14 protein-coding genes, 3 tRNA genes and 1 other RNA gene are annotated in these 19,078 nt (G+C 35.0%); all 18 read right to left on the bottom strand.

The window, feature by feature from the left end; all coding sequences use genetic code 11:
• Positions 1-22: 22 nt before the first annotated feature.
• A complete protein-coding gene (locus tag JC2156_RS01345; protein WP_006845042.1) occupies positions 23-343 on the bottom strand; it encodes a DMT family transporter in 321 nt (106 codons plus the stop codon).
• A gap of 129 nt (positions 344-472) precedes the next feature.
• Positions 473-1,021 carry a GNAT family N-acetyltransferase gene (locus tag JC2156_RS01340; protein ID WP_006845041.1) on the bottom strand — a complete coding sequence of 183 codons (549 nt, stop codon included), beginning with the start codon at positions 1,019-1,021 and terminating at the stop codon, positions 473-475.
• Positions 1,022-1,136: 115 nt separating this feature from the next.
• A complete protein-coding gene (locus JC2156_RS01335; RefSeq protein ID WP_006845040.1) occupies positions 1,137-1,757 on the bottom strand; it encodes an NUDIX hydrolase N-terminal domain-containing protein in 621 nt (206 codons plus the stop codon).
• A gap of 379 nt (positions 1,758-2,136) precedes the next feature.
• Complete coding sequence (locus JC2156_RS01330; RefSeq protein WP_006845039.1) at positions 2,137-2,568, bottom strand: GNAT family N-acetyltransferase; 432 nt, start codon at positions 2,566-2,568, stop codon at positions 2,137-2,139.
• Positions 2,569-2,751: 183 nt separating this feature from the next.
• Positions 2,752-3,112, bottom strand: a transfer-messenger RNA (tmRNA) gene (gene ssrA / locus JC2156_RS08680).
• Between the two features lie 75 nt (positions 3,113-3,187).
• Positions 3,188-5,221: a penicillin-binding transpeptidase domain-containing protein gene (locus tag JC2156_RS01325; RefSeq protein WP_006845038.1), complete on the bottom strand. Its 2,034-nt coding sequence runs from the start codon at positions 5,219-5,221 to the stop codon at positions 3,188-3,190.
• Between the two features lie 302 nt (positions 5,222-5,523).
• On the bottom strand, positions 5,524-7,086 hold the full coding sequence (gene rny, locus JC2156_RS01320; protein WP_006845037.1) for a ribonuclease Y: 1,563 nt from the start codon (positions 7,084-7,086) through the stop codon (positions 5,524-5,526).
• A 187-nt stretch (positions 7,087-7,273) separates the two neighbouring features.
• Positions 7,274-8,827 (bottom strand): HAD family hydrolase, encoded by a 1,554-nt coding sequence (locus JC2156_RS01315; protein ID WP_006845036.1) that lies wholly within the window; start codon positions 8,825-8,827, stop codon positions 7,274-7,276.
• Between the two features lie 154 nt (positions 8,828-8,981).
• A tRNA-Met gene (locus JC2156_RS01310) sits at positions 8,982-9,055 on the bottom strand.
• A 9-nt stretch (positions 9,056-9,064) separates the two neighbouring features.
• Positions 9,065-9,154, bottom strand: a tRNA-Ser gene (locus tag JC2156_RS01305).
• A 78-nt stretch (positions 9,155-9,232) separates the two neighbouring features.
• On the bottom strand, positions 9,233-10,567 hold the full coding sequence (locus tag JC2156_RS01300; protein ID WP_006845035.1) for an HAD-IC family P-type ATPase: 1,335 nt from the start codon (positions 10,565-10,567) through the stop codon (positions 9,233-9,235).
• A gap of 186 nt (positions 10,568-10,753) precedes the next feature.
• Positions 10,754-10,837 (bottom strand) — tRNA-Leu (locus JC2156_RS01295).
• Positions 10,838-10,904: 67 nt separating this feature from the next.
• Positions 10,905-13,091 carry a Tex family protein gene (locus JC2156_RS01290; RefSeq protein WP_006845034.1) on the bottom strand — a complete coding sequence of 729 codons (2,187 nt, stop codon included), beginning with the start codon at positions 13,089-13,091 and terminating at the stop codon, positions 10,905-10,907.
• Positions 13,092-13,093: 2 nt separating this feature from the next.
• Positions 13,094-13,537, bottom strand: coding sequence for a hypothetical protein (locus JC2156_RS01285; protein WP_006845033.1), 444 nt, complete (start codon positions 13,535-13,537; stop codon positions 13,094-13,096).
• Positions 13,538-13,697: 160 nt separating this feature from the next.
• Positions 13,698-16,382, bottom strand: coding sequence for a cation-translocating P-type ATPase (locus JC2156_RS01280; RefSeq protein WP_006845032.1), 2,685 nt, complete (start codon positions 16,380-16,382; stop codon positions 13,698-13,700).
• A 410-nt stretch (positions 16,383-16,792) separates the two neighbouring features.
• Positions 16,793-16,993, bottom strand: a complete 201-nt coding sequence (locus tag JC2156_RS01275) for a cold-shock protein (protein ID WP_006845031.1) — start codon at positions 16,991-16,993, stop codon at positions 16,793-16,795.
• Positions 16,994-17,249: 256 nt separating this feature from the next.
• Entirely contained in the window at positions 17,250-18,293 is a 1,044-nt protein-coding gene (locus tag JC2156_RS01270; RefSeq protein ID WP_006845030.1) for a linear amide C-N hydrolase, read from the bottom strand.
• A 301-nt stretch (positions 18,294-18,594) separates the two neighbouring features.
• On the bottom strand, positions 18,595-19,050 hold the full coding sequence (locus tag JC2156_RS01265) for a GNAT family N-acetyltransferase (RefSeq protein WP_006845029.1): 456 nt from the start codon (positions 19,048-19,050) through the stop codon (positions 18,595-18,597).
• Positions 19,051-19,078 lie beyond the last annotated feature (28 nt).

Here is a 19,078-nt window from a genome sequence, read left to right as displayed (position 1 = left end):
GTTGCAAATACAACCAAAAACATTAATGCCCACTTGTGACTTTAATTCCAATTATTCCAATAATCAGTAATGCGATAAAAAACCAGGTTAACGGATTAATCTGATCTTTAAATAAAAATAATCCTACCAAAATTGATCCAACTGCCCCAATTCCAGTCCAAACAGGATATCCAATACTGAGAGGAAGATGCTTCACTGCAAGAGCTAGAAAACCAAAACTAAAAATCATCCCCATTATAGTCAGTAAACTATACCCCAAGTTTGAAAAGCCTTGGCTTAATTTCATTGTGGTCGCCCATACCACTTCAAATAATCCGCCTAAAATTAAATATACCCACGTCATATTTACATCCTCCTTTAAAATTACAAAAAAAGGGCCGGTAAACTCTTCTATGACCTAATGAGTTTACTCAGTCCCTAAACACCCGGTGGTGTCGATTAATTAATAATATAATAACATATTAATATCCATTTATTTACTTAAATAATCAATTTTTTTATCTAAAAATAATTGATATGCATTTCTTCTATCCGCAGGATTCGAATCCATATATACAATACCTCTATATTCAAAACCTATTTTTTCTAGAACATGTTGCATTCTTAAATTCTGACGATGCGTATCAATTCTAATTTCTTTAAATCCTAATTGTATTGCCTCACTAAGTAAATTACTAAATATGAAATCACTTAGATGTTGTCCAGTTTGGTCACTTTTAATAGCAATCCGATGAATTGTAGCATAATGTTGGTCAGATGTTCGCCAACCACCGTGATAAATATTTTGATAATTAGGTTCCGGTATCGTCATAAGCGTGGCTGTTCCCAAAATTTGTTGGTCAACAATCAATAAATAGGTCATTCCTTGTTCTAAGTCAGCCAATATATCCGTTTTTTGTGGATAATCCCCTTGCCATTGAGGGATTCCATCCGCAGCCAGTAATTTTTTAGCATCTTTAATTAGATAATCAATTTGATCTAAATCAGCTAAAGTGGCTTTTCTTAAATAAATCATTGCCATTTTATCTTTCTCCATCCAAATAATTTCAAAGAAGACATATTAACGTAGTTCTTACTTTATATTTATTTTTAGAATTATTTTAATCCAGCTATTTCCTAAAATAATAAAATTTTAATTATTCAATATAAACACGATTTCTCTTAATCATTTCACTAATTTTAAATATTTGTTCTGCAGTAGTTCTTGGTAGAGACAATTCAGGTAATTGATCCAAGGAAAAATAACAAACATCAGATGTTTCATAATTAGATTTAAAAGTCCCCTCATCAATAATTTTACCTTCAAAAATTAATTTATAATATTGTGTCAATTGTTTACCTAATTTGGACTGATCAGTATCAAAAACACCTTTTAAATTAATAATTTCAGCATTAACCCCCGTTTCTTCTAGTACTTCACGTTGCGCATTTTCAATGGGTGACATACCAACCTCAGCAAAGCCTCCTGGCAAGGACCACTGCTTAGTCTTGATGTCTTGAACTAATAAAACTTTTTGTTGATCGTTTTGAATAAAGACACGCACATCAATCTTTGGCGTAATATATCCCGGTTCTAGAATGATCTGTTGTTTAATTTCATCAATTGTATAATGACTTATTTGTGCTAAAAGACTGATAGAAATTTTCTCAATTTCACGCAATCGTTCCCGATCAAATGTGTCTTTTGTATAAGCTAACCCAGTTCGAGCAATTGTTAAAATGCGTCTGACTCGCTTCAATTCATCGAAATTCACCATATATGCAGCTCCTGTCGTGTTTTTTAATTATTCCATAGTAGATAATTGATTAAACAGGTATTTATTAATAGATAAAATATAACATATGATCTTTAATAAAACTGAACTATATCTTATAAAATTATATACTCAAACAAAGATATTTTTATAAATTAAAGTAAGTCATCCAAATTATACTAAAAGAATATCATCGACCTTTTCTATATTTAAAAAATGACAGTTTTAATTTCTGATGTTTAACCTTCTTAGACTACATTGAATAATAAAGAAGGAATACATAATTTTTCAGTATGACATTTAAAAATTACGATCAAGCAATTCAAGAATAAGTAATTAAATAAAAAAAACGTCCTAAAAATATAGGACGTTTTTTATTATTTTATAAAGATATTTTTTTATTAAACCTAAAGTGAGTTCTACTCATTCCCTTATTTTCATAAAATTGGTGAGCTTTAACTCTTACTACATTACTAGCCACTTCTATTTCAACACAATTGTTATTTAGAGCATATTCACAAGCTTCATTGAATAACTCTGTACCAAATCCCATATTTCTATATTTATCTGATATGATAAATTCCAATATTTCTGCTATTTTATTTCCATGATGTAATTGATATTCCAATCTAAGATTGATCATACCTACTACCTTATTTTCAAATTCATAAATCAGACAACAATAATTATCATTATTATATTGTTTTTTTATTTCATTTTTAAATTGATTAAAATTAAATTCATTCTGTTCTAATTCTGTAATCAATCTAAATATTCCTGTTATATGCTCATCACTACCAATTTTAACTGACATATTTCAAATCCTCATTTCAAAAAATTAAATTTAGAGATAAGACCATAAACCTGTTAATACTTATTATAATGAACCTTTTAAAAATATAAACTTATCTATATTAGATTAATTTAGGATAAATAACAAAAACAAACCCCACCACACCAACGAATATGTTGATACAATGAGGTTTACCTTTTTATATTATGGAGCCGAGGGGAGTTGAACCCCTGTCCTAATACCTTGATACTAATACATCTACGTTCATAGTTAATTAATTTAAAATTCGCCCTTGGCACGCCAATTAACCCGGCGATCCTTTAGGCTAATCTGATTATCCTCTTCATAACAGCTTCAGATGGGAGCGTTATGCGCAGGCCATAATTATTATGACTAACTAAACTGGATGGCCACCAATCGTGTTAGTTTGGTTCACTGGTTTTTAAGCAGCGAAAGCCAAGTTGTTTGAATTTTTTGCAGTTAATTCGTCTGAGTGGATTATAGGGCCACAACCCCTAAACGCAGCATTAGCTCAAACAGCACCAGTCGATTCCGGAACGACCCCGTACTACTTCATTATAGCCGATTTAAACACAAAAAAACAACCCGAACTAATTAAATTGTCCGCGTTGTTTTAATATTACTGATTAACAAAGGTATTTTCTAAATAATCTACCGCATTCTTAGCAACATCATCTGCTTGTGGGTTCTTATTTTCACCATTTACCACTGAATTTTCAACTACAAATATTCCCGTAAATTTATTATTTTGCAGGTCATGAATTGAAACTAATGCGTTTTGGTTATTATTACCTGTTTCTGCAGTTCCAGTTTTGGCAGCTAAATTATAACCTTCATTATAAAGATTATGAGCATAACCATCTTCATCAGAAACAATTCCGACTTCGTCATCAAGAATTGTTTTTACATCATCAGATTTAACTGCATCTTTAATTACGACCGGCTTTTTATCATCCTTAATTAATTTTGGCATTACGATGTTACCATCATTATCTAAGAAATTAAACATGGTGACCATCTCAATTGGATTAACTGACATTTGCGCCTGACCATAAGCACTATCGGCTAATTGTTTATTATCTTCTAACTTACCAGTATTACTAAAGGAAGCTGCCTTCATCGTAATTGGTAACTTATAATCTCGACCAAAAGTGAATTTATCCGTCAATTCTGATTGGAATGTATCTCGACCAACCTTCAACATTTGTTGTGCAAAATAAACATTATCAGAATGTTGCAAAGCAGTTTTCAAGTTAACCTCAGTATCACTATTCACCCGGGTAACATTATATGGCGTCCACTTAGTCCCCTCAATTTTAATAACTTCATCAGGATTCAAAGTTCCCTTGCTTAGTCCAATGGCTGCCGACACCTGTTTAAAGGTTGATGCTGGTGCGTAACCCTTGGCAAAACGGGCCATAAATGGATAATCAGCATTATTATTAGAAGTTAAAGTTGTTGGATCATATGACGGAGTTGAAACAACTGCTAGTAAATCTCCAGTTTTCGGTGCCTGAATCACTGCTGAACCAGGTACATCATTAAATCCATCATAAGTTGCCTTTTGAACATCTGAATCAATTGTTAACTTAATATCTTGCCCTTTTTCAAACTTTTGATAAAGTAAAGTCTTTTTTGCTTCACCTTTTTGATTCAAAATTTGATATTTAATAGTTTCTTTTCCGCGCAATTGTTTGTCATAAGCTTTTTCTAAACCAGCACGTCCTACAATATCATTGCCACTTAAAGTAGCATCCTTTGCAACATCATCGGACGTAGCCGTGCTTGTGTATCCAATCAAGAGACTAGCTGCAGCGCCCAAAGGATACTCTCGTTCATAACTTGATTGAACTGATGCACCATCACCATCGTCATCTTTTTGATAATCATCGTCACCAAGGCTTTTAACTGTATAGGCCCAATCTGGATGATTACTATAAGCATTAATACCTTTAGTAATTTCATCTGAAGTGGCATTGTATTTCTTAGCAACTTCGTCAACTTGATCTTGATTAATTGAACCATCTTTATTCAAAAAGTATTGTGGTACAATTTTTAATTCTTTGGTAATTTTAGTACCCGCCAAAACTTTACCATTTCGATCCAAAATTTGGCCACGTTGCCCACCATCTTTGGCAATATTTAGATGATCATCTTTCGCCAAACCTGGCAAAATCAAATTACTATTATAAATCACAGTAGCTTGCTTTTTATTAATTTTAAAATTGACAACATAACGCTTATTCTTAATCATTCCAGCTGGCGTCTTCAAATCAGCATTATAAGTCATTTGGAAACGATTTCCACCCTTATAATTTGTCTTAACATCACTGACTTTAATATTTTCAATACCTAAATAATCAAAACTTTTTTCTATTTTGGCTGACGGATCTTTATCTGTTAGACCATATGCTTTCAAACTATTTTTATCAGTATTTTTCAATAACTGGCTATACTTTTTCTGCGCAAAATTTTTAGTATATTCACGTGCGAACTGTCTAGCTTGGCTGGATTGGGTCTGATTATAATAATAGAATGCTCCTGATCCTGCGATCAGTACTATTAATGCAATGCTAATACCTATCAGCCAACTTTTTTTGTTTTTCATTTTGGCGCCAATACTCTGCTTTTTGCTATTCAAATCATCATCCACAGTCCAACCTCTTCCTTTACCTAATTAATACACAATCAAGTATTTAATTAATAACAAATTGATTTTACCATAAAAATTATTATTAATCTCTACGACAAAATTTAAATTGATTTTACTATGGTTAATTTATCCAATCAACATTTATATGTTGCACGATTATATACTATATTTATCATAAATAAAAGAGAGTGGACAAAGTTCAAAGTTAATTATTCAACTTTTCACTTCAACCCTTTTAAGGCTAAAGTGAAAACAACGTTAAATCAAAACATTGAACGAGTTTGTCTCACTCTCTCATTTTTTTACTTGGCATATTCAATCGCACGAGATTCTCGAATAACCGTAACCTTAATGTGTCCCGGATAATCAAGATCATGCTCAATTTGGTTCTTAATGTCACGCGCAAGGACAGTCGCTTCCACGTCTGAAATTGCTGCTGGTTCCACCATCACTCGAATCTCACGTCCAGCTTGGATTGCAAAGGTCTTTTGAACCCCATTAAATCCATTTGCAATTCCTTCAAGTTGTTGCAAACGTTGAACGTAATTTTCTAATGACTCGGAACGAGCACCTGGACGTGCCGCCGAAATCGAATCTGATGCAGCTACTAAGACTGCAATAATTGACTCCGGTTCAACATCCCCATGATGTGATGCAATTGCATTCACAACAGTCGGACGTTCGTGATACTTAGTTGTTAATTCAACCCCTAACTCCACGTGTGATCCATCCACCTCATGATCAATCGCCTTACCAATATCGTGTAATAATCCTGCGCGCTTAGCAAGCGTAATATCTTCACCTAACTCAGCTGCCAACAAGCCAGTTAGTTTTGCAACTTCAATCGAATGTACTAAGACATTTTGTCCGTAACTTGTTCGGTAATTCATTCGTCCAATTATTTTAATTAGATCAGGATGAATATTATGAAGACCTAGGTCAAAGACCGTTTGTTCTCCAACTTCCCGAATATGTTCGTCCATTTCTTTTCGAGCCTTTTCAACCATCTCTTCAATCCGAGCCGGATGAATCCGACCATCAGAAATCAAAGCTTCCAAAGCTCTCTTAGCAATTTCACGACGAACAGGATCATAACCACTCAACACAACCGCTTCTGGAGTATCATCAATAATCAAATCAATTCCAGTTAGGGTTTCAATTGCTCTAATATTACGGCCTTCTCGTCCAATGATACGACCTTTCATATCATCATTTGGAAGTGCAACAACTGAGACTGTTGATTCAGCAACCATATCAGCCGCTGAACGTTGAATAGCTTGAACAACCAAACTTTTAGCCTTTTTATCAGCTTCAATTACGGCTTCCTGTTCACTTTCCTTAATCAACTTAGCTCGTTCAGAAACCAAAGCTTCCTTTGTTTCTGTTAAAATCAAACCTTTAGCATCCGTGCGATCCATTTCGGCCACTTCTACTAGCTTTGCTTCACGATCTTCCACCAATTGTTCCGCATAATTTTGCTTATCCTTCACACTTTGGCGTTGTTGATCAAGTTTATTCTCTTTCTCAGAAATTGATTCTTCTCTTTTTTGAAGAGAAGCATCTTTCCGATCTAAGACAGATTCACGACTTACCAAACGTTCCTCTTGGGCCAAAACGGCTTGACGTCGTTCCTGTAATTCTCCCTCGATTTTAGCTTGGTATTGTTGGCTTTCATCACGTGCTTCAACAATGGCACTTTGTTTTAAGGCCTTTGCTTCAACTTGTGCTTGATTCGTGATATCTTCTGCAGTTTGTCGGGTTTGCTTCAAACTGTTTTCAATCTTAGTTCGAGTGAAAACATGTCCAAAAGCATACCCAATTACGATTGCGACAAGCGCTGTCAGGATGATCATAGTGATGTTCATCATTGACTCCTGTCTAGTAAGTTAAATGGTTTCAACTTATTTATAAATTATTAAATTTGCGCTTTTTAACACCTTTTAATTTTATCTGTTTTATTAATGTGTGTCAATGAATTGTAATAATTATTAAACGATATAAAAAAATAAAGTTGATCTTTAATCAGACCAACTTTATATCTTCTTATTTAAATTAGTTTCTCATTTGATACATTAGAGTAAACATTGCCACCAAGCGAATAACAGCTGCAATTAGTGGTGCCAAAATAATCCAGTTACCTAAAGCTAATCCTAATAATAATCCTATTAAAATTAGGACCAATATAATAATATTCATCCAACGTAAATGATTCTTATTAATATGATCCAATTGATCAGTAGAACGGAAAAGTGGTCCCAATTGCTCTAGGTCTTTCAATTGCGCATCTGCAATTGGAAGACTATCTCCAACTTCCATCAAAATTCTTTTTGGTAACCCATTGGGAATTTGTTGATTAGTAATAAACATTGAATTTTCATCTTTTAAAGCCGCAATTTGCATATCATGCTTATCTTTAGGGCTTAAACCAGCTTTGACATAACTAGCACTTTTGAATAATTCTTTTAAGCCATGCACTGATCCTAATGCATCAGCAGAAATAACTTGCGTTCGAATTCCACGTTTAACTAACATCCGATCTATTTCTAATAGTGAATGCTTTAATGGTGTACCATAATTAATAATTCCGATAACCTGAATCCCATCAACAATATATGAAACAGAATTACCTATTGATTGATAATTTGCAAAGACTTCTGGACTCACAGCATAGTTTTTTAAGGCTTCTCTTGCTGAAATAACCGCAAAAAGTTCTTGATGAATCACTCCAGAAACTCCAATTAATGCAATTTTTTCTGGTTCTGAAACTTCACTGGCTTCGATTCCTTTACCAGCAGTGTATTGTGCAAAACCACTTGATAACGGACTAGCAAAATTTTGTAATAAGCCAGCTGCAATTCCAATCACATCATTATCACTATAACGATCATCAACACTTTTAACCGAATAAACAATAGCGACTGATTCTGTTAAAACGCCGGACTTTTCTAATAAAATACTTTTAATCTTTGGCAACCGGTTTAAGATAGTCCAATCATTAACTGTAATACCATTTTCGCGTAAACGATCTTGTAATAGTTGTCTTTGATAGCGGACCAAAATAACTGGCCATTGTGGATCAGCAATCAGTAAAATCGTTGTCAAGATCATTAATCCGACCATTAATCCTGACGTCATTGTTCCCAAAGCAAATCCAATAGTAGCCACTAAGGTCATCATTAGATTCATTTTGTGATTATTTTTTTGATCTTTTTGATTTTCTTGATCCAAATTAATAGGTTGAAAGATTAACAACGATCCTAGCAAAAGTGATACTCCCACTAAAGCAAGTGGTAAAACAAGCCAAGTTTGCGCCGATCCTTTGTACATGGCCATCGCCACTAAGCACGACACACCCAAGCTCACTAAAGCGCCCAACGCCCAACGCCATGAATTAACAATATTCTTATTAGCTTGGCGGATATAACGAACCATACTAGTTCCTAAAAGGACCCAAAAGAGCATCCCCACCCCCATGACAGTCCCATAAATATAGCTTGGATCGATGTTCATAGTTTGTGCGTTATTAATCAAAATTGGCGAGGCAATACCAGTTAATAGTGCTAATATAATGGCGATAATTATATATCGCAAATATTTAAAATTCATCTGCAATACTCCCAACATAAATTTCATAAATGATAACTAAAGTATAGCAAAGGTCAGTGCACCGAAACCTCGGCTTCAACAAACCTTACCAAATCATAATATTCTTAAAAATAAATAAAAAAACCAAGTTTACAAGAAACTTAGTTTTAAATGATTGCGGGAGTAGGATTTGAACCTACGACCTTCGGGTTATGGGCCCGACGAGCTACCAGACTGCTCCATCCCGCGATAATATTAAGGAGAATGTGGGATTCGAACCCACGCGCCGGTTTCCCGACCTGACGGTTTTCAAGACCGTTCCCTTCAGCCAGACTTGGGTAATTCTCCAAATGAATAAGTTGATTAATCAACATATTTAATATTAACAGGCCTCTATATTTTTGTCAAATAAATTTCTAAAAATCACTATATATTAGTTTTCCAAATTTTAAAATTAAGAATCTGCAAGATTGCTACTACTAATCCTAATAATATATAAACACTTATCAAATACATACTATTGAGATTTAATTCTTGAATGCAATATACAATAGTTACCCAGTAAAATCCCCAATAAGTCATACTTAACCATTTTTTGATAATCGCTTGTTGTAATAATTTTAAACTTGTTTGAACCAAAGTTAAATGATCAGCTTGAATCTGGACATCCGCTATTAATCCCAATGAATACTTATTATGCATAATTCCAATGGAAAAATCAGCATTTTTTAAAGCTTGATAGTCATTCATACCATCCCCAACAAAAAGGACCCGTCCATTTTGCTGATAGGCTTTAACTAACTCCCCTTTAGACTGACTGGTTAAATCAGCAGCAATCACATCAATGCCCAATAATTGACCAATTTGATTAGCGTTACTATCATTATCACCAGTCGCCATGACTGTAACAATCCGTTGGTTTTTAATTTGTTTAATCAAACTCGTAGCTGAACTTCGAACTTTATCTTGCAAAACAATTGAGGCTATAACTTTTTTCTGATTTTCGATCAAATAACACATCATCATGCCATCAGCTTTTATTTTAGGTTCGATTCCTAATTGTCGGACACCGGCCCGACTCAGCAATGCATAATCAGCATCCTCAAAGCGGCCCCAAACCCCAGAATCAACTTTTTGCCGTTGCTTTAATTGAACTACTTTGCGCTCAAATATTTGATTATTTAAATACATCATTATCCCACGTGCAACAGGATGTTTAGACTCTTGTTCTAATAATTCTAAAATCGAAAAAATTTTCGCACGTTCCACCGAATTCGGAACAACAATATTTTTAACTTGTGCTGCAGGCTCAGTTAAAGTTCCTGTTTTATCTAAAATCGCATAATCTAATTTGAAGAAGCGTCCAATCACTTTTTGATTATTAAAAATAATTTTAAGTTGAGAACCAATTATAATAGTCTTATATTGTATTAACTTCAAATTAATATAATAAATAGCCACAAACGAAATGATACTGCATAAGACAAGCCCAATCCAGCCACTTACCGATTCTCGATTACTTGTAGTATTTTGAAATGAATAAAACGTCCACATCATCAATCCCCACAAAAACCAAATTCCTCCTAACAAAATCAAAAGGCGTAGGCTATGTTTTTTCAGCTCAGATAATGATAAGTTAACCTGGCCTTGATGTGTTTCATTTGTTACATCAGTTAGTTTATCTGACCTTGGAATATCTTGGCTCAGATGCCTAATATTAGAGACTTTACTGAACCAGTTATCTGAATTACGTTTATTCATAGCGTCCCTCCTTTATTCTATATAATTATATAGTAAAACAATACTTTTTAGTTGATTTTAAAAGTCATAAAACTATGCCAAGACAACCAATCTAAACTGAACTAGTTTAAAAATATAGAAAACAAAATTAAAGCCCCGTCATATCAACGTTTTCGCTGATTCAACGGGGTTTTTAATTTACTTAGATGCGGGCGGCGGGGGTCGAACCCGCACGATATTTCTATCACAGGATCCTTAGTCCTGCGCGTCTGCCAATTCCGCCACGTCCGCATAAGCTGTGTTAGTAACTAACACAGCTTATCATACCAAATTGAACTTCCAGTTTCAAGCGTTATTTTTAACTGATATTTTCAGAAAATAACGTTAATCCAATCCGTTCACGCTTCAAATCCACTTCTTTAACCCAAACTGTAATAATATCACCAACTGCAACATGATCATGTGGATTTAGTTTATGGTGTTGGTTTTTATTTTTGACCATTTCGTTAATATGAACTAATCCATCTTCATGAACTCCAATATCAACGAATGCTCCAAAATCAACCACATTTCGCACTGTCCCTTGTAGTTCCATACCCGGTTTTAAATCTTTTAAAGTCAAAACATCTGAACGTAAAACTGCGCTGATGGCTTGATCTCTTAGATCTCGTCCCGGATGTTTAAGGGCATCTATAATATCATATAAAGTCGGCAATCCAATTTGTAATTCTTTAGCAACATCATCAGTTGCCAAAGCTTGTAATTGCTGCTGACGTGATTCTACATCTGTCGCATCAATACGTTTGAGAAGTTCTTTTGCGACTTTATATGACTCTGGGTGAATTTCAGTATTATCCAAACTATTCGTTCCATTTGGAATTCTCAAAAATCCAGCCGCCTGTTCGAAAGCTTTAGGACCTAGTTTTGCAACTTTCTTTAATTCATTTCGCGTCTTAAACGCTCCATTATGATCACGATAGTCCACAATATTTTGAGCTGTCGTCTTAGTTAAACCAGCGATATGCAATAATAATTGTGCTGATGCCGTGTTCAAATTAACACCAACTTGATTAACCGCCGTCTCCAAAACTTGATCTAATTGTTCAGATAGTTCTTTAGTTGGTAAATCATGTTGATATTGTCCAACACCTACCGCCTGTGGATCGATCTTAATTAACTCAGCCATAGGATCTTGTAATCGGCGTGCAATCGAAATTGCTGATCGTTGCTCAACTTGTAGTTCTGGAAACTCCGTCCGAGCAATATCAGAGGCTGAATAAACTGAAGCGCCGGCCTCATTAACTACCACATACTTCAAATCTGGCAAGTCTGACTTAATCAAATCAGCAATAAACTGCTGAGACTCACGAGAAGCCGTTCCATTTCCAATCGCTACCAAAGTTACTTGATATTTATGAACCAAATTAATAATAATTTTTTTCGCTCCTGCAGGATCATATTTAGCAGCTCGATGTGGATAAATAACTGCTTTTTCTAAAAACTTTCCATTTTCATCCACAACGGCTAACTTAGAACCAGTCCGAATTCCAGGATCAAATCCTAAAACAACTTGTCCCCTTAAGGGAGCACCCATCAACAAATGATACAGATTTTTACCAAAGACTTTAATAGCATCCGCACTGGCTTGGGCTGTCAATTGTTTACGAATTTCACGTTCAATTGCTGGTCCTATGAAGCGTTTATAAGCATCCTTAGCGGCATTAACTAACACTTCTGCTGCAGCGCCTTGTTTGCTACCAACTAGTCGAAACTTTAAATAACGTTCAATTGCCAATTGATCCACTTCTATCCCAACTGATAATATGCCTGCTTTTTCACCACGATTCACAGCCAAAATTTGATGATTTTGAATCTGCTTAATTTTTTGACTAAAATCATAATACAAAGCATAAATAGATTTAGGATCCTGTTCTTGCGCTCCACGTTTAATTTTGGCATCAACAGTTCCATTTTGTTGCGTATAATTACGAATCCATTCACGTAATCCCGCATTTTCCCCAATCACTTCGGCAAAGATTTCATGGACCCCATTCATGACAGCCTTCACATCCGGTAAATCTTGCGCAGGGTCAACATAGTCTAAGGCTATTTGATTTAAATCATCGGTTGGAAAACTTTGAATTTTTTGAGCTAATGGCATCAAACCAGCTTCCTTGGCGATCGTCGCCTTGGTTCGCCGTTTTTGTTTATAAGGTAGATAAAAGTCTTCCACTTTTTGAAGACTATCAGCCGCAATTAAACGTTCCGCCAACGCCGAATTCCATACGGATTGGTCTATCAATGCCTTTTGTACCGTTAATTTTCGGGCTTGCAAATCTTCTAATCGCTTACTACTGGCTTGAATGTCACGAATTTGGACTTCATCTAAATTACCCGTAGCTTCTTTTCGATAACGAGCAATAAAAGGAACAGTATTACCATCTTGTAATAAGTCTGATGTTGCTTTAATTTTTGTCTTAGGTAGCTCTAGCTCATTCGCAATTCCGGCGATTAGATCTAATTCTGGAATTGATACATTCTCCATACTTACATTACCATTTGGAAGGCTCGGCGAACTTGCTTCATGAACTCTTCCATCAATTGATCTTGATCTTGTTCGGATTGGTCAAAGGCAGTTACGTCAACTTGTTGTTTATTGACATCCAATGCATTAGCCATAGCCACTGTAGCATCATAGTAATCTCGGAAGGTCTTCTTTAAACTTCCATGAACACCAATTAAACGAACTGGTGCTTTCATTTGATCTAGATCATCGGCAGCTTTTTTGTACACTTCTACCACGTCATCAAATTCAACTGAAATTTCAGCAAATTCTGCTTTGGGCATCTCCGCAACTTGATCTTCATCAATAGCTGTTCGGATTTTTTCGAAGTATTCCGCAACATTTGAACCACTTTCTTCAGTTGTTTGTACTAATTGTGATAACTTCATTGCGTAGTCACGCGGATTTGCAAACATTTTTTTAGCCATTTTAATTCCCCATTCGTTGATATACTTTAATTATTTTTATCATCCATACTATTGATTAATAATAAAAGAATACAGCGATCAATCCTAGAAGGACCAACCGCTGTAATTCAAGCTATGAATCAAAGCCGAAATGATAATACAGCTTCTCTATTATACATTATTATTGCTTGTGCATGGTGTGACGTTGCACGAATTTAATAATTTCCACAACTGGAATAATCGCAAACGAAGCACCCAACACTAACAACCATTGATGCCAATCCAAATGTGTGACATGGAAAATATCATTCAATCCTGGCATTACAATAGTAATCGCCAAAGCTAAGGCCGCAATCAAAATCGCCCAATTAAAGGTCTTATTTTTGAAAATACCCACCTTGAAAATTGATTGATAAATTGATTTGGTATTAAACGCATGGAATAATTGAATCAATCCCAAGGTAGCAAAAGCCATTGTTAAAGCATCGGCATGCGCCGCTGCTGAACTAGCATGAACAGGGAAATTAATAGCATACCAATAAACACCCAAAGTAATCAATCCTTCGATCAATCCTTGATAAATAATAGTGCTACCTAATCCATCAGCCAAAAAGTCACTATTACGACCGCGAGGCTTACGCTCCATAATTCCTGGTTCGACTGGTTCCATTCCCAATGCAATTGCTGGTAAGGTATCAGTCACTAAATTAATCCAAAGAATATGCACAGGTGCCAAAATATTCCATCCCATGATCGTCATCACAAAGAGGGTCAAAACTTCACCCAAATTGGCAGATAATAGGTATTGAATTGATTTTTGAATATTTGAAAAGACTTTTCGCCCTTCCTCAACAGCATTAACAATTGTGGCAAAGTTATCATCCGCAAGGACCATATCAGCGGCCCCTTTAGAAACTTCCGTTCCAGTAATTCCCATAGCAATTCCAATATCAGCCGTCTTCAAAGCAGGGGCATCATTGACTCCATCCCCTGTCATTGCTACCACTTGACCTTGTGATTGCCAAGCTTGTACAATCCGAACCTTGTGTTCAGGTGCAACCCGAGCATAGACACTATATTGACTAACTTGAGCTTTAAATGTTTCATCGTCCAATTGATCTAATTCACGACCAGTAATTACTGCATCACTGCCTTGCTCAGGACTTAAGATCCCCAAACGACGTGAGATAGCTTCGGCAGTAATTTTATGATCACCAGTAATCATCAAAGTTCTGATTCCCGCCTTTTTCGCTTCAGCAACCGCACCGGCCACTTCAGGGCGTTCAGGATCGATCATTCCAATTAATCCAACAAAAATAAGATCATTTTCAACCAATTCTGATTCCAATTTTTCTGGAATTTCATCAACTAATTTGTAGGCAAATCCCAATACACGCAAGGCATCCTGCGCCATAGCAACGTTAACTGCACTAATATTATCTTTATCAGCTGGTTGCATTTCTACCGCTTGATTTTGCTCCAAGCGTTTTGTAGTTCGACGTAATAATTCATCAGGTGCTCCCTTAACCGTAATCATAAATTGATCACCGTGGGGATGAATCGTGGTCATCAATTTACGTTCTGAATCAAACGGAATTTCTGACACTCGAGGATTTTCAGCAAATAATTGTTCTAAATTACGATTTTGAGTTTCATTAAAAGTAATCAAAGTCGTTTCAGTTGGATCACCTAATTTATCACCATCTGAATTAATTTTTGTATCATTATTCAAAGCTAATAAATCAACCAATTGTTCAGCTGATCCTGTAACCGGCGTCTTAGCATCAATTAAATTCTGGTCAACATAGTATTTTTCAACCGTCATTTTATTTTGCGTTAAGGTTCCCGTTTTGTCTGATCCAATAATTTGAGTCGAACCCAAAGTTTCAACAGCTGGCAATTTTCGCATTAAAGCGTGCTTTTTTGCTAATTGATTGGTTCCCAAAGCAAGGGTAATCGTAACGATCGCAGGTAATCCTTCTGGAATTGCTGCAACGGCTAAAGAAATAGCCGTCAACAACATATCTACAACACGGTTCCCACTTCCAACTTCTGGAGTTCTAAACATTCCTACAATAAATACAATCACCGCGATAATCAAAATTAAATAAGTTAATGATTTACCTAATTTTGATAAATTAACTTGCAACGGTGTTTTAGTAGTTTCAGTTGATTCCAACATTCCAGCGATATGTCCAACTTCAGTTGACATCCCTGTCCCAGTTACAATTCCAACACCACGACCATAGGTCACATTCGAATTCATAAAGGCCAAGTTAGTCCGATCACCAAGAGGTAACTCTTCACCTGCTAAAGCGGCAGTTTGCTTTTCAACAGGTACCGATTCACCCGTCAAAGCAGCTTCTTCAATTTTTAATGATGCTGATTCCAACAAGCGCATATCTGCAGGAATTACATCTCCAGCTTCTAACGCAACAATATCACCTGGTACCAATTCACTAGCTGGCAAGGTCATAATAACCCCATCACGACGAACATTGGCATTAGGCGCTGACATCTTTTGCAAAGCTTCAATTGCTTCATCGGCTTTTGCTTCTTGATAGACCCCAAAAATAGCATTCAAGATTACAACAGCTAAGATAATAAGCGCATCAGCCACTTCACCAGTCAAACCAGCAATTAAAGCGGCAACCAACAAAACTACAATCATAAAGTCTTTAAATTGATTAAAGAATTTTTGCATCAAAGTAGTCTTTTTCGTAGCTTTTAATTGATTCGGTCCCACTTCTGCTAAGCGCTGTTTAGCATCCGTACCAGATAATCCATTGACTGAATCAGCTTTTAAAGCTGTTTCAACTTCTTGGGCCGTTCGTTGATATAAAGGTTTTTGATCTCCCTCAAGCATAAATAATCCTCCTAGATATGATAATTACATTTAATCATTAAATAAAAAGAGACCTATGGTGACATTTAGAAAGTCACCACGAGTCTCACAATTTAAGGACCACCGGAGCAGTCAAGCTGCTCTTGCTGACGGTGGGACCGCAAACTTAAGTCTGCCGTTACTCCCTCATGATTTTATAATTAATTTAACATCTTTATTTTATCATAGAATGTGAACAAATTGGTAATTAGTTATTCTTGATATTTAACTAATATAAAATTATAGATCTAAATTAATTCCAATTTGCATCTAAGAAGGGCGTCCCCTTAAACCATCCTAGGGCAAGAACATCAATAGCCCTAAATTCAAAAAATTCATACAAAAAAAAGCAGTACATAAATGCACTGCTTTTTTATTTAAGCACTAAAGAATTAACCCTTAGTAACGTTAACAGCTTGCAATCCGCGAGCTCCTTCTTCAACGTCAAAGTTAACTTTTTGTCCTTCGTCTAATGACTTGAAACCGTCAGTTTGAATAGCTGAGAAATGTACGAATACATCTCCACCATTTTCGCGTTCGATAAATCCAAATCCCTTGTCTGCGTTAAACCATTTTACTGTTCCTTGTTCCATGTGTGAAACCTCCTTGGCACTTGCCATACTTAAATAATAATAAATCAAAAATCAATGTGCCATACATTCGGTAAAACATAAAACAAAATTGCTTTTTAACTCTGTAATTATTATAACACCGTCATATTCAAAAAGCTACATTTTAATTAAATTAAATTATAATTTTTTTATTTTCAAATTCTTCTTCTCTAATATTATCGCACTGAATGGCTCTATAATCAAATCAAAGTCCCTATTCATAGTATAAAATAATTTATCAATGTACATTAAAATGATATACCTTCTTATAATTATGTCCAGTCGCAATATCTAGTTGTAGCTTATCTTGTTGATAAACGGCACTCCATTGTGTGACCATGGCTTTACTATTATCACCTTTATCCTCTAAATGTGTAGCCTTTAAAAGATCCATTGATTGTTCTGGTGTCAAAATACCTTTCTGATCTTCTAACTTTTCCGTCGCGATTTTATAACGATCTTGACCTTTTCCTTGACCATACTTTTCAGGACTCAAATAAAAATTCGTCGCAACTTGATAGTTCTTATCAGATGGTAAGACCTTCATTTGATTATTAACATATTCAACTACAACACTTTTTCCTCGTTTATCCGCAATTTGAAAATGATATGTCGCAGTTGAAGAACTATGCATATCATACTTTTTCAACAAATTAACAGCTTCATCTGTCGTTTTGGCCTTGTCTAAAATCATACGAATAGCAACAGTAGTATTAATCCCTGGCTTACCCGTGTTCTGATTCGTATTTTCATCTTGCAATTTTAATACTGCAACACTTAGTCCTTTTTCATTCATTCCATCTAATGGAATATAAGGGGCAACTAATGTCATTAAACGCCCCATTGGTTTGTTCATTCCCTCTGCTTTAATCCCGATCAAGCCAGGATCAACTACAGAAATACTTTCATAATCATTTTTAGGTTTAGTCCGGACAACCATGACTGGAGCGTTATCTAAATCAAAATTACGGGCAAACGTTTTATCTCCGTCTGGAGTAATCGCATTGAAGGTTGTACAACCCAAATTTGGAACTTTTATTTTAACCGGTATACCATGCAATAATTGCTTTGTTGCAAAATCAGCCAATTCTTGATCATTATCAACTCCTTTTTTCAAAATTTTATCTAAAGCATAATCTCCACGATAATTCATTTCATAAAAAGGTTTATCATTAAGTTTTTTCGTCGTAGCTATTGTTGTTATCTCATTTCGGAAAACAATCCCAAAAACTACCAACAAAAAAACTAGAACCAAGCCGACCCACATTAATATTTTTTTCATAAAACTACTCCGTTTTTATCTTTTGTATGAATTAAGTAAATAAATTCAATCTAACCGCTCTAACGCTAATTAATTTAACCAATATTTCAAATTATAAAACTTTTATTTTCAAAAAGAAATATTTATTTATTCCAAACTTATTGCAATTTTTGGTAATAATTATTGTTATATAAAAAAAGTTCAGATATATAGAACTAATTTTCTAATCTGAACTTATAATGATTTTATAATTTGCTTGCTTGAAATAAAACATTATTGCTTTTTGGATAGCCCATTCAATTTAACTAAAATTAAATCCAGTTTATTCAACTAAAGTCATGTCTATATGTGGAATTCCGTCTTCTAGATATACGTCTGATTGTGTTTTAAAGCCAAAAGAAGCATAAAAATTACGTAAATAATTTTGAGCAGCAATTTTCACTGTACGTTTTGGAAATTGTTTATGAATGTGGTCTATTGCCGCTGTAACAATCGCCCTTCCCAATTGTTGTTGGCGATATGATTTAACAACTAAAACGCGTCCGAAGCTAATTGATTTTCCATCATCATGTCTAACCACGCGAGCATAAGCCGCAACTTGATCATTTTTTTGATCTTTTAAAATAACATGCCATGCATCTTCATCCTTATCATCAATTTCTTGATAGGGGCAATCTTGTTCCACCACAAAAACTGCAACACGTTCTTGCATGATTTTAATCATTTCCAAAGCCGATAAATCGGCATTGGACTTAATTTCAAGTTTAAAACGATCCATTGTTATAATCCTCCATTTCAGTAAATAA

This window comes from Weissella koreensis KCTC 3621, assembly GCF_000277645.1.
This window is presented reverse-complemented; position numbering and strand designations above follow the sequence as displayed.